Annotated in this window: 8 protein-coding genes and 1 pseudogene; 8 read left to right on the top strand and 1 reads right to left on the bottom strand. The window is 42.2% G+C overall.

Annotation, left to right across the window (positions count from 1 at the left end):
* Positions 1-40 precede the first annotated feature (40 nt).
* The 5 genes and pseudogenes from AC0VX7_RS12775 to helD all read left to right on the top strand — a co-directional run bounded on the left by AC0VX7_RS12775 (position 41) and on the right by helD (position 7,090).
* Complete coding sequence (locus tag AC0VX7_RS12775) at positions 41-454, top strand: CoA-binding protein (RefSeq protein WP_475424521.1); 414 nt, start codon at positions 41-43, stop codon at positions 452-454.
* A gap of 103 nt (positions 455-557) precedes the next feature.
* Positions 558-1,670 carry a sugar diacid recognition domain-containing protein gene (locus AC0VX7_RS12770; RefSeq protein WP_475424520.1) on the top strand — a complete coding sequence of 371 codons (1,113 nt, stop codon included), beginning with the start codon at positions 558-560 and terminating at the stop codon, positions 1,668-1,670.
* A 122-nt stretch (positions 1,671-1,792) separates the two neighbouring features.
* Positions 1,793-3,062 (top strand): annotated as a pseudogene (locus AC0VX7_RS12765) (GntP family permease).
* 89 nt (positions 3,063-3,151) lie between these two features.
* A complete protein-coding gene (locus AC0VX7_RS12760; protein WP_475424519.1) occupies positions 3,152-4,285 on the top strand; it encodes a glycerate kinase in 1,134 nt (377 codons plus the stop codon).
* A 477-nt stretch (positions 4,286-4,762) separates the two neighbouring features.
* Positions 4,763-7,090, top strand: a complete 2,328-nt coding sequence (helD, locus tag AC0VX7_RS12755) for an RNA polymerase recycling motor HelD (protein ID WP_475424518.1) — start codon at positions 4,763-4,765, stop codon at positions 7,088-7,090.
* A gap of 53 nt (positions 7,091-7,143) precedes the next feature.
* On the opposite strand, the gene AC0VX7_RS12750 is transcribed toward helD, so the two are convergent.
* A complete protein-coding gene (locus AC0VX7_RS12750) occupies positions 7,144-8,538 on the bottom strand; it encodes a S8 family peptidase (RefSeq protein WP_475424517.1) in 1,395 nt (464 codons plus the stop codon).
* A 622-nt stretch (positions 8,539-9,160) separates the two neighbouring features.
* Between AC0VX7_RS12750 and parE the strand changes: the two genes are divergently transcribed.
* The 3 genes from parE to AC0VX7_RS12735 all read left to right on the top strand — a co-directional run bounded on the left by parE (position 9,161) and on the right by AC0VX7_RS12735 (position 15,360).
* Positions 9,161-11,140, top strand: coding sequence for a DNA topoisomerase IV subunit B (gene parE / locus AC0VX7_RS12745; RefSeq protein ID WP_214904639.1), 1,980 nt, complete (start codon positions 9,161-9,163; stop codon positions 11,138-11,140).
* A complete protein-coding gene (gene parC, locus AC0VX7_RS12740) occupies positions 11,137-13,578 on the top strand; it encodes a DNA topoisomerase IV subunit A (protein ID WP_475424516.1) in 2,442 nt (813 codons plus the stop codon). The genes parE and parC overlap by 4 nt, the downstream gene beginning before the upstream one ends.
* 354 nt (positions 13,579-13,932) lie before the next feature.
* A complete protein-coding gene (locus tag AC0VX7_RS12735) occupies positions 13,933-15,360 on the top strand; it encodes an alanine/glycine:cation symporter family protein (RefSeq protein WP_475424515.1) in 1,428 nt (475 codons plus the stop codon).
* The last annotated feature ends 58 nt before the right edge of the window (positions 15,361-15,418 follow it).

Here is a 15,418-nt window from a genome sequence, read left to right as displayed (position 1 = left end):
ATAAAATCAGGGTCAAAATAATCCATAGGAGTGAGATCATATGGCAATTAAAAATCCAGGCCGGGAAGAAATCGGCCAAATTCTTAAGAAGGCAAAAAGGATTGCCGTTGTGGGATTGAGCGACAATCCACAGCGGACTTCCTATATGGTATCGGAGGCAATGCAATCAGCGGGATATGAAATCATTCCTGTCAATCCAACTGTTGATGAGGTACTTGGAGTTAAAGCCGTTAAAACACTTAAAGAGATCGAAGGCCATGTGGATATCGTAAATGTTTTCCGCCGTTCGGAGCACTTGATGGAGGTCGCGAAGGAATTTGCGGAAATTGATGCCGATGTCTTTTGGGCACAGCTAGGACTTGAAAATGAGGAGGCCTATAATTTCCTCAAAGAAAAAGGCTATACCGTAATCATGGACAGATGCATCAAGGTGGAACATGCTTTAACAAAATAATATTTGCGCGCGTGAGGACTTATGTTCTCACGCTTCTCTTTTGTTTCCGCAAATAATCGGCCATAATGATAGGTATCCAAGTTGGTAAGGCAGGGATTTTGACATGGAATTATTAAACAAACAGCTAGCTCAAGAAATAGTAGACAGGACGATGGGGATTATCGGCAAAAATATTAATATAATGGATAACCAGGGGGTAATTATTGGATCAGGCGACAAAAAGCGCATTGATGATATCCATGATGGTGCAGTCATTGTGATCAAACAAGGGACCGGTTTTGAAATAACCGAAGATGAGGCATTAAGGCTCCATGGTGTAAGGCCAGGCATCAATCTGCCCATTTATTTTGATGGGAAAATCATTGGCGTTATAGGAATTACTGGTTCCCCTGATGAAATTAGAAACTTCGGAGAACTTGTACGAATGGCTGCTGAGCTTAGCCTTCAGCAGGCGGTATTGATGAATGAAATACAATGGGATCAGAGGCTTAAAGAAGAGCTTGTCAGCCAAATCATTCATTATGAAGGCAAACATGACCCGCTTTTCCTGGAAAGGGCAATGCGTCTGGGAATTGATCTGGAACTGGCACGGGCGGCTATTGTCATCATGACTTCGGACCGTAAGAGAACATTCACATATTTAAAAAGCCGACTGCAAAAAGAAGACCTGTTACTGATGCAGCATGACAGGGTTGTTATTTTAAAAGTAGTTCCTGAGGCTGACTTTGACCATTATCTTAAAAAGATAACAGAAGGCTGGCTTAACGGTTTGAGAAAGAATGCCAATATCTTCGTGAAAATTGGAGTTGGTCAATACCATGAAGGATTGTCAGGATTCACAAAGTCCTACCGACAGGCAGTTCACACACTGAATTCCGGGCTGAAACTGACTCCGCAAAATGACATTTTCATGTACGAAGATTATTATCTTCCAGTATTTCTGTTGAATGCGTCAAAAACTGGCCTGACGGAAGATTTACCGCCATTCCATAAGTTTTTAAAAGAGAAGGATGTAAAAGGAGAGCTCACTGAATCGTTAAAAGCGGTAATCGAAACAAATGGCGACATGAACAAAGCTGCGCAAAAGCTTTTTGTTCATCGCAATACCCTCAGGTACCGTCTTGATAAGATTACAGAAATAACAGGGAAGGATCCACGCAAAACGACTGACCTGCTTCACCTCTATTTAGCATTTCTAAATAATGAGCTGGAATGAAATTGTGCAAATGCACAAAAGATCTGTTCTATTACAGGTCTTTTTTTGATGGTTTGACTAATGTAAATAAATAAGACAGCGCTTACAATGGAGTTACAAAATGATTTATAGGAGGCATCATGATGGATATTCAAGTAAGCGCTTTCGGCGCTATCGTTGCACTTATTGTAGCTATTTTCCTTATTTTAAAGAAAGTTTCACCAGCATATGGAATGATCGCTGGAGCCCTGATCGGAGGACTTGTAGGCGGAGTCGATGTTACGAATACTGTTGCCTTGATGATGGAAGGTGCAAAAGGAATTATACCCGCAGTTTTAAGAATCCTGGCTGCTGGTGTACTTGCTGGTGTCTTGATTGAATCGGGTGCTGCTGCAGTCATTGCAGAAACAATCGTTAAAAAGGTCGGCGAGACGCGAGCACTGCTTGCACTTGCGATCGCAACAATGATCCTTACTACTGTTGGGGTATTTGTCGATGTTGCTGTTATCACTGTTGCACCGATTGCACTTGCAATCGCAAATAGAGCTGGTATTTCCAAAACAGCTATCCTGCTTGCGATGATCGGTGGCGGTAAAGCGGGCAATATCATGTCACCGAACCCGAATGCTATAGCTGCAGCAGATGCATTCCAAATTCCATTGACTTCTGTCATGGCTGCCGGAATCATCCCCGCTATTTTCGGATTGACTGTCACTTATATTTTAGCCAAGAAGCTAGTTAATAAAGGCTCTAACGTTACAGCTCAGGAAAGTGAAACAACAGTTCAAGGGAAACTTCCATTAATAGTCCCAGCGATTGTCGCGCCATTAGTGACAATCATCCTGCTTGCACTTCGACCTTTATTTGATATAAACATCGACCCAATGATCGCCCTTCCAGCAGGGGGGATTGCCGGAGCTCTTGCAATGGGTCGAATCAGACATATCAATGACTATGCAGTGGCAGGTCTCGGTAAAATGTCTGGTGTAGCTATTATGCTCCTTGGTACAGGTACACTTGCAGGAATCATCGCTAATTCAGGTTTAAAGGATGTCCTGATTAACAGCCTGGATGCACTTGGTCTTCCAGCATTTGTACTTGCCCCTGTATCCGGTATTTTCATGTCGGCTGCTACTGCTTCGACAACAGCAGGAACAGCAGTTGCTTCCCAGGTATTTGGATCAACAATTCTTGAAATGGGTGTCACTGCATTAGCAGGTGCTGCAATGGTTCCACGCAGGTGCAACAGTACTTGATCACCTGCCACACGGAAGCTTCTTCCACGCTACGGGAGGAAGTGTCAACATGGAAATCAAAGAACGTTTGAAATTAATTCCTTACGAAACAGCTGTCGGTTTGACACTTGCAATCGTATCGACACTAATCTTTGGCATCTTCAAGTTTTTCGGATAAATAAAATGGGTCTGGATTTTGTTTAAAGTCCGGACCTTTCATTTCAGTGTAATTGATACTCCGGTATTCAATGAGAGGAGAAAATGAGCATGAAAATTGTAATAGCACCTGATTCTTTTAAAGAGAGCCTAACAGCGCTTGAGGCAGCTACAGCAATCGAGAATGGCATGAAGAAAATACTTCCTGAGGCAAGCTTCGTAAAGGTACCTATGGCAGATGGAGGCGAAGGAACCGTGCAATCCCTCGTTGATGCAACAGGAGGAAAAATTATCACTAAAACAGTAACAGGACCGCTTGGTAATCCGGTTGAAGCATTTATCGGTATTTCCGGGGATGAAAAGACTGCGGTCATAGAGATGGCTGCCGCATCCGGACTTCATCTCGTGCCTCCTGGAGACAGAAACCCGCTGATTACTACAACTCGGGGAACAGGTGAATTGATTGCCGCGGCTCTGGACTATGGTGTTGAACAGATCATCATCGGGATAGGCGGCAGTGCCACGAATGATGGAGGAGCTGGCATGGCAAGAGCCCTTGGCATCATGCTTCTCGATTCTGATGGAAAAGAAATTGGTGAAGGCGGTGGAGCTTTACATTCGCTTGCTGAGGTTAACATAGCTGGATTGGATAAACGGTTGAAATCGGTAAAAATTGATGTTGCATGCGATGTAGATAATCCGTTAACAGGTATGAGGGGCGCATCACATATTTTCGGACCGCAAAAAGGGGCAACTCAAGAAATGGTTGAAGTATTGGACAACAACCTTCACCATTTTGCTGATATTATTCGTACCGATCTTGGCAAGGATATTGAACATGTTTCAGGCGCTGGCGCTGCAGGAGGACTTGGTGCTGGATTGATGGCATTCCTGTCTGCCGAGTTGAAAAGTGGCGTTGACATTGTTCTGGAGGCAACCAAGCTTGAAACCCATTTACTAGATGCCGATTTTGTGATTACAGGAGAGGGCAAGATTGATGGCCAGACAATTTTCGGTAAAACCCCGATCGGCGTTGCCAGGACAGCGAAACGACAAAATGTTCCGGTCATCGCGATCGCGGGTAATGTAGCATCAGACAGTGAGGTAGTACACGAACATGGGATCGACGCCGTATTCAGCATAGTACCAGGTGTCATTGCTTTAGAAGATGCTTTCGAAAACGCCAGTACGTATGTTGAAAGAATTGCTGCAAACATCGCATCCGTAATCAAACTTGGCAAGTAATGATTTGTAAAAAAAACTATGGAAAAACCGCGGCTGCAAATCAGCATCGCGGTTTTTATGTTTAGGCTTGTTTTCGTAAAGATTGATGTTAAAATCCTAAAGCCGATTTTTACGGAATATATACCCATTTTTAGATCGGGATTAAGTTTGCATGGTCTTTTCTCATAAGAAGCGTCAACTTTACAAAGGAGTTTAGGTAATTCAATCAAATTTTGTATTGAATAGAGTTTTAGAAAAGAACCTATGTTTAAAAAGGTTAGAATTCGAATAAATATATATAAGATATATGTAGAAAATAAAAAAGCACCTTTAAGGTGGATTTCGGTAAAAGGTATTTGTAATAAAAATAGCTACATAGTAAAATGAAAGTTGGCAATGTTTATCTATAGTTAATGCACACAATAATTCTATTATAACATTATCACAAATAATGGTGACAGTCAAGTAAAAGAGCATTGAGTTTGGGAGTGATTTTTCATGGAAGAAAAGCAGCTTAAAGATTTAGAAATGGAACAGGAACGTGTTGATTCCATCATTGAGGAAATTGATAAAAAAGCAGCGAAATGGAATGAAAGTTCAAGTGATGTCGGCTCAGATGCTCTTCAAATCAGAAAAACCTTTTGGGAGGATGTTACAGTCAACTTTGACGAAGCGGATGATGTAGCGGAAACCTTCACGAGTATCAAGCAACAGGCCGCACTTTTATCCGAGCGTGAACGAACACAATCCCAAATGGTCAAACAGCTTCAAACATTATCTCGCCTCAGGTTTTCACCCTATTTCGGAAGAGTCGATTTTAAAGAAGATGGTGAAGATAAGGCCGAGAAAATTTACTTAGGCATTGCGACTCTAATGGATGAACAGGAAGAAAACTTCCTGATCTATGACTGGAGAGCACCGATATCTGGTCTGTATTACGACTATTCACCCGGTCCGGCGCAATATAGGACAGAAACAGATTCTATCGAAGGATCGATGGAGCTGAAGCGTCAGTTTGTCATAAAGGGTGGCAAAATCAAAGCAATGTTCGAAACTGGGGTTACCATTGGTGACGAAATGCTTCAGGAAGTCCTGGGCAACAATGCCGATACCCAAATGAAAACCATAGTGGCAACAATCCAGAAGGAACAGAACCAAATCATCCGCAACGACTCAAGCAGCCTTGTTGTCGTCCAAGGTGTGGCAGGAAGCGGAAAGACATCAGCTGCCATGCAGCGCGTCGCATATTTACTTTACAAGTACAGGAATATCATCAAGTCGGAAAATATCATGTTATTTTCACCCAATCCCCTCTTCAATAGCTATGTTGCTACGGTTTTGCCGGAGCTTGGAGAGGAAAATATGCAGCAGGCAACATTCCAGGAGTATCTTTCAACAAGGTTTGGCGCTGAATATGAACTAGAGGATCCTTTTGAACAAATGGAATTCATGCTAGAAGCAGAAAAAAATGATGCTTATTTTGACAGGATTGAAAGCATACGTTTTAAGGCGGGTTTAGAGTTTAAAAAATTATTGGATCAATACGCTGAGAAATTAGCCAGAGAAACGCTTGTTTTTAAGAGCTTAGGCTTAAATAAACGGGCAATCATCTCAAAGAAAGACATAGCAGCATACTATGATTCACTTGATCACAGTATTTCAATTCCAAATAGAATTCAGCTTGTTAAGGAATGGCTGTTAAAGGAACTTAAGAAAAAAGCAAAAGCGGAAATGTCACAGGAATGGGTGGAAAAGGAGATTCAATTCCTTGAGAAGGAAGATTATCTGGAGGCATTTAAGCAAAGCCAGAAAAAACAGGGTGGAGCACATGATACGTTCCATGATTATGACCGTGAGCAGCAGTGGCTTTTGGAAATGGTAGTCAAGAGGCGTTTCAAGCCATTGTTCAATGCAGTAAAAAGATTGAAATTCATTAATATAAGAGCCATATACATGAATTTCTTTAAAGAAGCTCATTCCAAAATCGAAGCCATTCCTAAAAATTGGGCCGCCACATGTGAACAGGCAATCAGTAATTTGGAAAACAGATATATTGCATATGAGGACGCAACTCCTTTTCTGTACCTACAAGACTTGATTGAAGGCAGGAAATCGAATAAATCCATTCGCCATGTTTTCATTGATGAAGCCCAGGACTACACTCCTTTCCAGTTTGCATATATTAAAATGCTGTTTCCATACAGCAAGATGACTTTGCTTGGCGATATAAACCAGGCGATTTACTCAGGACCAACAGGTGCCCAAACAATCCTGGCGGAGTCAGCTCTTGACTTTGGAGAAAAGGAACAATACAGGCTTACCAAGACATATCGATCAACGAAGCAAATTGTTGAATTTACCCGCCAACTGATCGAGGGCGGAGATATGATCGAGCCATTCAACCGTACTGGACCAAAGCCAGTAATCGTCATGAGCAGTGAAGGCAGCGACCATTTTCTGAAGACAAATGAACTTATCTCCGAGTTGCAGAGATCAGGACATAAAAACATCGCGGTTATTTGCAAAACTGCCAAAGAGAGCAAAGCGGCATTCGAGGGTGTCAAAAAGGCGCATGATGCGAGATTGATCGAAAAGGGCACATTGACGTTCGAAAATGGTGTCAATGTTGTACCGACATACCTCGCTAAAGGCATTGAATTCGACGCTGTGATTATTTACGATTCATCATCCTACACAAGAACGGAAGAAAGGAAATTGTTATATACAGCATGTACAAGGGCAATGCATGAGTTATATATCCTTTCCGAGGTAGAGCTTAGTCCGCTTCTGAAAGATGTTGATGAACAATTATATAATCTGGTATGACAGCAACAAGCCGCCAAAATATTAATGGCGGCTTGTTTTTAGGTTTTTACCAATTATTTGAACCACTTGAACAAAGACTTCTCTTGATTGCTGATGTTGGGTTGCTTTTTAGTCGCTTCCTGCAGTGCTGAATTTACATCAATTAAGCCATTTCCATATTCAATATCTTTTCCTTGCTCACCAAGGTCAATTGCGGAATTCTTTATGATCCTGATTACTTGAGAACTTTTTAAGTCAGGATTAGCTGATTTGATTAAAGCAGCAAGGCCAGCAACGTGTGGAGCGGCCATCGAGGTCCCAGAAAGGGCAGCGTATTGCTTATTAAAGTAAGTGCTAGGTATATAAACACCTGGCGCAGCAATATCAATATAATCTCCGTAGTTTGAAAAGCTTGCTCTGTTCCCATTATAATCTACAGCAGCTACACTCAATACTTCTGGGTATGCCGAAGGATAGGTCGGCTGATCTGAACCATCATTGCCGGCAGCAGACACCATGACAACATTTTTCTGATAAGCATAACGGACTGCTTCTTCCAGAACCTTTGAAGGCTGGTAATTGCCAAGACTCAAATTGATGACATCTGCACCGTGGTCAACAGCCCAGACAATCCCTTTTGCAATATCGAAAGTAGTACCGTAGCCTTTTGCTCCCATCGCTTTTATTGGCATGATTTTACTGAACCATGTCATGCCGGCAACACCCTCGTTATTATCTGTTTCCGAAGCAATAATTCCGGCTACATGGGTACCATGCCCATTATCATCATCAGGATCAGCTTTCTCATTGATGACATTATAGCCTTTAACAATCCGGTTCCTTAAATCAGGATGGTCCAAATCAACACCAGTATCAACAATCGCTATTTCGATTTCTTCCGTTCCACGGGTTACCGTCCAACCTTGTTCCGTACCTATGACTGGCAAATTCCATTGGTAATTCTCCTGGTAAAGCAGGTCATTAGGTCCGCTCACTTCATTTTGCATTAAGATAAAATTAGGCTCAGAATACTCGATATTCTTTCTCTGATTAAAATACTCAATCATTTCGGGTGTTTCCATCACTGTTGACCTGAAAATATAAATTGAGTTTAGATGCTTGATGACCCAGCCTTTAATATCTCGGGTAATTTCGTCTATTTCCTCCACGCTTGGTTCTTTTACAAAATCAACTGTAGCTTCATGATCATAGTAGTGGCTTGTATCCTTCTTGTTATGAAAGATTAGAGTGACTTCTTCTTGTGTATCGAGTTGGTTCTTGATCTTCTCTCCCAACTTCACGTTATTCACCTTTGCCATAGGCCGATCCATCATAACTTGTTGTCCTGAGGAATGGGTTCTGGCCTCAGGCTCTTTTTTATCAGTATCATTCCTGAATACTCCACCGGCAGTAAGGGCAAGAAGAAGGATTAATGCCGATCCAAGAAAGATTACCCTCGTTCTTCTCATAATTAAAAGTCCTCCATAAATGTATTTGTTCTTATGTTGCAGTACATCTTAAAAAATTAACGGCGGAAATCGCTGGGAGTTTAGGGGATTGTAAAAGAGAGGCTGATGAGAAGAATTTTCTACAAGATGACTTGTATCCTAAAAAAAACAGGATAAAAATTGACATGAAATCTACATATAAGTCTCCAAATAACCGAATTTTTATGACAAAATTCCAATTAATTCTTTAAATCCGTTTGCCAAATCCCAATTAATCGCTACAATTAAGCATAGACGCCATTCTTATGGTAAAATAACTAAGAGAACAATTGTTCTGATACTGATAAAAGGATACGTTGCACGTAATCTTTTAAATCAGAAAGGCTGTTTTTCGTATTGATTGTTGCATTTCAAACATGTACTTGTACTCACATTAGTAAAGGTATCAGGGGCTCTTTTCGAGGGGGATCCGAACAAGCATTGTATCAATACTCGTAAAAACCCAGGTGCCGGTTTTTACTTTTTGTTGAGAAAGTAACAAAGTTTACGAAAAGAGCCTTAAAAGACGAATACTTAACGAAATCATTGACACTATACATAAAAACCGTCAATGTTGTTTGCAAGAAATGAAAGGGGTATGTTCGTGGCAAGAAATCAGCAAGCTTTTGATTATAATGATGATGCCATACAGGTACTTGAAGGTCTTGAAGCGGTTCGCAAAAGACCCGGTATGTATATTGGCAGCACAGATACACGGGGACTTCATCACCTCGTATACGAAATCGTTGATAACTCGGTAGACGAAGCACTAGGTGGCTACGGTAATCAAATCATCGTCAAAATCCATAAAGATAATTCCATCAGCGTCCAGGATAAAGGGAGAGGTATGCCTACCGGGATGCATAAGCTTGGCAAACCGACACCTGAAGTGATCCTTACCGTCTTACACGCAGGCGGAAAGTTTGGTCAGGGCGGGTATAAAACAAGCGGAGGCCTTCATGGTGTAGGTGCTTCTGTTGTAAACGCATTATCAGAATGGCTGGTTGTAACCATCAAACGTGATGGCTTTGTCTATGAACAGCGTTTTGAAAATGGCGGGAAACCAGCGACGACGCTTGAAAAGATCGGAAAAACAAACCAATCAGGTACGACAATCCACTTTAAACCAGACCCTGAAATTTTCTCTACCCTAACATATAACTATGATACACTCTCGGAACGCCTTAGAGAGTCTGCCTTTTTGCTAAAAGGATTAAAAATAGAGTTAATCGATGAGCGCAATGATGTTAAGGATACTTTTCATTTTGAGACTGGGATCCAGGCTTTCGTTGAATATTTGAACGAAGAAAAAGATGTGATGCATCCAGTTGTTAGCTTCGAAGGTGAATACAGCCAAATAGAAGTTGAATTTGCATTTCAATTTAACGATGGCTACTCAGAGAATGTGCTGTCATTCGTCAACAATGTCCGCACGAAAGATGGCGGTACACATGAAGCGGGTTCCAAAACAGCGATGACCCGTGTATTCAATGAATATGCCCGCAAGGTTGGCTTGCTCAAGGAGAAGGATAAGAACCTTGATGGAGCTGACATCCGAGAAGGTCTTGCAGGCATCATTTCTGTGCGAATTCCTGAAGAGTTGCTTCAGTTTGAAGGCCAGACAAAGGGAAAGTTGGGGACAAGTGAAGCAAGATCTGCCGTCGACTCAGTCGTTTCAGAGCACCTTTCTTATTTCCTTGAGGAAAATCCTGATATCAGTACATTGCTGATCCGCAAGTCCATCAAGGCTTACCAGGCACGTGAAGCGGCCCGGAAAGCACGCGAGGATGCAAGAAGCGGGAAGAAGAGAAAGAGATCAGATGCGATACTATCCGGCAAACTGACTCCAGCGCAATCAAAGAATCCTGCGAAGAATGAACTTTACCTGGTAGAGGGTGATTCTGCTGGTGGTTCTGCCAAGCAGGGCCGCGATAGGAAATTCCAGGCTGTGCTCCCATTGCGCGGTAAAGTCATCAACACGGAAAAAGCAAAGCTGCAGGACATTTTCAAAAATGAAGAAATCAATACGATCATCCATGCGATTGGTGCCGGAGTTGGGTCAGACTTCAACGTAGAAGACATCAATTATGACAAAATCGTCATCATGACGGATGCTGATACTGATGGTGCCCATATCCAGGTACTCTTGCTGACGTTCTTTTACCGATATATGAAGCCGCTGATCGAAGCGGGTAAGGTATTCATTGCCCTGCCGCCGTTATATAAGGTCAGCAAGGGCACGGGCAAAAAAGAAATCATCGAATATGCCTGGAGCGACGAAGAGCTGAAGGACGCGATGAAGAAAGTCGGTAAAGGCTATATAATCCAGCGTTATAAAGGACTGGGAGAAATGAATGCCGACCAGCTTTGGGAAACGACGATGGATCCTGAGACCAGGACTTTGATCCGCGTGCGTATTGACGATGCAGCAAGAGCGGAGCGAAGAGTAACGACCCTTATGGGAGATAAGGTTGAACCACGCAGGAAGTGGATTGAATCCAATGTAGCGTTCGGCCTTGAGGAAGATGGAAACATCCTTGAAAATGAAAATATCTCAGTTGCAGAGGAGGTTGCTGACGAATGAGTTCAGTTGAAAAATTTCGTGACCTTCCTTTAGAAGACGTACTGGGCGACCGTTTCGGCCGCTATAGTAAATATATTATCCAAGAACGTGCACTTCCTGATGCTAGAGACGGACTCAAACCTGTTCAACGCAGGATTTTATATGCGATGCACGTAGAAGGCAATACAAATGAAAAGGGCTTCCGGAAATCAGCCAAGACAGTAGGAAACGTAATTGGTAACTACCACCCGCACGGTGATTCCTCTGTATATGAAGCAATGGTCCGTATGAGCCAGAATTGGAAAGTGCGGAACTACCTTGTCGAAATGCATGGGAATAACGGAAGCATTGACGGTGACCCGCCAGCAGCGATGCGTTATACAGAAGCAAGATTGTCAGCAATCGCAGGTGAACTGTTAAGGGATATCGAGAAAAGAACCGTCGAGTTCATTCCGAATTTCGATGACACCTCAAGTGAACCTACGGTGCTTCCTGCGATGTTCCCTAATTTGCTGGTTAATGGGTCTACCGGAATATCAGCGGGTTATGCGACTGATATTCCTCCGCATAATCTGGCGGAAGTGATTGATGGGGTCATCATGAGGATGGACAACCCTGCATGCACTGTTGAAGATCTGATGAAAGTGATCAAGGGGCCTGACTTTCCGACGGGCGGAATCATACAGGGTGTCGAAGGGATCGCCAAGGCATACAAGACTGGTAAAGGGAAGATCATTGTTCGCGGCAAAGCTGAAATCGAGGATATCCGTGGCGGCAAACAGCAGATCGTCATCACGGAAGTTCCTTATGAAATCAATAAAGCTAACCTGGTCAAGCGGATAGATGAATTCCGCCTCGACCGTAAAGTGGAAGGCATTTCGGAAGTGCGTGATGAAACAGACCGCACCGGCCTTCGTGTTGTCATTGAATTGAAGAAGGAAGCAGACGCAAACGGTGTTTTGCACTATCTTTACAAGAACAGTGATTTGCAGATTACCTATAACTTCAATATGGTTGCCATCAACAAGAAAAGACCTGTATTGATGGGACTTGCCGAGATGCTAGATGCTTATATAGAACACCAGAAGGATGTTGTAACCAAGCGTACCCAATATGACCTTCAAAAAGCGCGGGACCGCCAACATATCGTTGAAGGCCTCATAAAAGCTTTATCGATACTTGACCAGGTAATCGCAACGATTCGTGCTTCCAAAGATAAGCGCGACGCCAAGGATAACTTGATCAAAAAATTCGACTTCACCGAAGTTCAGGCTGAAGCGATTGTATCCTTACAGCTATATCGTCTGACAAATACTGATATTACTGCCCTTCAAGCCGAGGCGGAAGAGCTTACCAAGAAGGTAGAGGAACTTACCGCCATTCTGGGCAGTGAGAAGAAGCTATTATCTGTCATCAAAAAGGAACTGAAGGATGTCAAAAAGCGTTTCTCAGATGATCGCCGGACAAAAATTGAGGACGAGATTGAGGAAATCAAGATTAACCTTGAAGTCCTAATCGCAAGTGAAGACGTCATTGTAACCGTGACGAAGGATGGATACGTGAAACGGACAAGCCAGAGATCTTATGCCGCATCCAATGGTCAGGATTTCGCGATGAAGGATACGGATAGACTTTTATCACAGTTGAATATGAATACAACTGATGTCTTGCTGTTATTCACGAATAAAGGCAGCTACTTATACTTGCCTGTTCATGAACTACCGGACATCCGCTGGAAAGACCTTGGTCAGCATGTAGCAAATCTTGTGCCGTTAGACCGGGATGAAGACATCATCAAAGCTGTTCCAGTCACCGATTTCGCACAGAATTTATTCTTCTTATTTGTGACAAAGAATGGTATGGTAAAAAAATCCGAATTAAATCTTTATAAAGCTCAGCGTTACTCCAAACCGCTAACTGCAATCAATGTCAAAGGTGACGACAGAGTCATCGACATACATGTAACCAATGGGGAGAAGGATTTATTCCTTGCTTCACATCTCGGTTATGCTTTATGGTTCAGCGAAGAAGAAATCAGTCCAATTGGAATCAGGGCAGCAGGCGTTAAGGGGATGAACCTGAAGGATGGAGATTATGTTGTCGGTGGGAAAATTATCGACAACAACCAAAGCCATTCTATCGTCATCGCTACGCAGCGTGGTGCCGTTAAGAAAATGAAGCTGTCAGAGTTCGAGAAGACTTCCCGCGCAAAACGCGGTGTTGTGATGTTGCGTGAACTGAAAGCAAACCCTCACCGAATTATTGGCGTGGAGGCTGTTCATAACGAGGATGAAGTATTCTTCCAGTCTGAAAAACAGCAAATTGTATCTGTGAAAGCTTCAGAATTAAGGTTCAGCGATCGATATACAAATGGATCTTTCCTGGTGGATGAAAGTGAAACCGGAAAACTTACAGCTAGTTGGAAAAGTGAGAATGAAAAGGATAAAAACTCACAATAGCTAGAGCATCAACAAAAAACACAGTAAAATTGCTGTGTTTTTTGTTTTTTTTACCATAATCAGGGTATTACATAGATAGCTTCCTCTCTGTCTGGACAAAGCTGATAATGGGAGTGAAGTACCATTGTAAAGCGATTGCAATTTTGGTACATTAAAAACTATATTAAAATATCTTTGTTTAAGGCTCTTTTCTTAAACCTATTTGCTTTTTCTAGCCTTTTTAAAGCCATAATACGTGATGGGTAGATAGAAAGTTACTCCTGTACTGTTGGCACTTTTAGAAGATAGGTATTAAAAGAAAAGTAATATTCAAAGTAAAACCAGCTTTGTCAAAAACTAAAAAAGGAGTTTTATATGGAGATTTTCAACAACATTATATCTGAATTAAACAACTATATGTGGAGCTATATCTTAATTGCTGTTTTAGTTGTACTGGGTACATATTTTACGTTCAGAACCAGGTTTGTTCAATTCAAATTCTTTCCTGAAATGATCAGGGTGCTAAAGGATCCAGCCACCGTTTCTTCCGAAGGGAAAAGGGGAAGGTCTTCATTTCAAGCATTTACGGTAAGCTTAGCTTCAAGGGTTGGTACAGGTAATCTGGCAGGAGTAGCGACAGCTATCTCAGCCGGTGGTCCGGGAGCTGTCTTTTGGATGTGGGTCATTGCGCTCATAGGCGCAGCATCCAGCTTCATTGAGAGCACGCTTGCTCAAATTTATAAGGTCAAGGATAAGGATGAATTCCGTGGCGGACCAGCTTACTATATGGAACGCGGATTAAATAAAAGGTGGCTGGGAATTTTATTCGCTGTCATTATTGTTTTTACATTCGGCCTCGTTTTCAGTTCTGTTCAATCTAACACCATTTCCCTTGCTTTTGATCAGGCATTTGGATTCGATCGCTTTTGGATGGGAATCATTTTAACTGTTATGACTGCCACAGTCATTTTTGGCGGCATCAAAAGGATTGCTTTTGTATCACAAATAATTGTGCCAATAATGGCGGTGTTATATTTAATTCTAGCCTTATTCATTGTGATCATGAATTTCAGTGAAATTCCGTCTATGCTCTCAATTATCATTAAGAATGCTTTTGGCTTAAAGGAAGTAGTTGGCGGTGGAATGGGTGCAGCGGTCATGATGGGAATCAAGAGAGGCCTATTTTCTAACGAGGCTGGTATGGGTAGTGCGCCAAATGCAGCGGCCACTGCTGCAGTCACCCATCCGGTAAAGCAAGGCCTAATCCAAACATTAGGAGTATTTACGGATACTTTGTTGATTTGTACGGCAACAGCATTCATTATCATTATGTCAGGCGAATATACGAATTCTGATTTAGATGGTATACAGTTAACGCAGGCAGCGCTGACAGCGCATGTTGGCTCATGGGCACCAGCATTCGTCGGCGGAGCTATTTTCCTTTTTGCCTTCACCTCGATTATCGGGAATTACTATTATGGAGAAACAAATATTGGTTTCATCAAGGAAAGTCCTACAGCTTTATTTATTTATCGTCTTGCTGTTATGGGAATGGTTTTGTTCGGTTCAGTTGCCGAATTAGCCATTGTCTGGAATCTGGCAGACCTTTTCATGGGAATAATGGCATTAATCAACCTTGTAGCCATTACCTTGCTTGCAAAAATAGCAATGGCTGCCTTAAAGGATTATAGAGAACAGCGAAAACAAGGAAAAGATCCAGTGTTTTATGCTGATTCTATCGAAGGTTTAACAGGAATTGAATCCTGGGAATACCGTAACCACGGAGTATCTAAGAATAAATAATCATCATTAACCCCTCTGATCAAATCAGAGGGGTTTTTGTGCATTTTTTTACCATATT

Source organism: Mesobacillus sp. QJM3NY_10, assembly GCF_056173465.1.
Note: the sequence above shows the minus strand (reverse complement) of the source record. Positions and strands in the feature narration are given on the sequence as shown.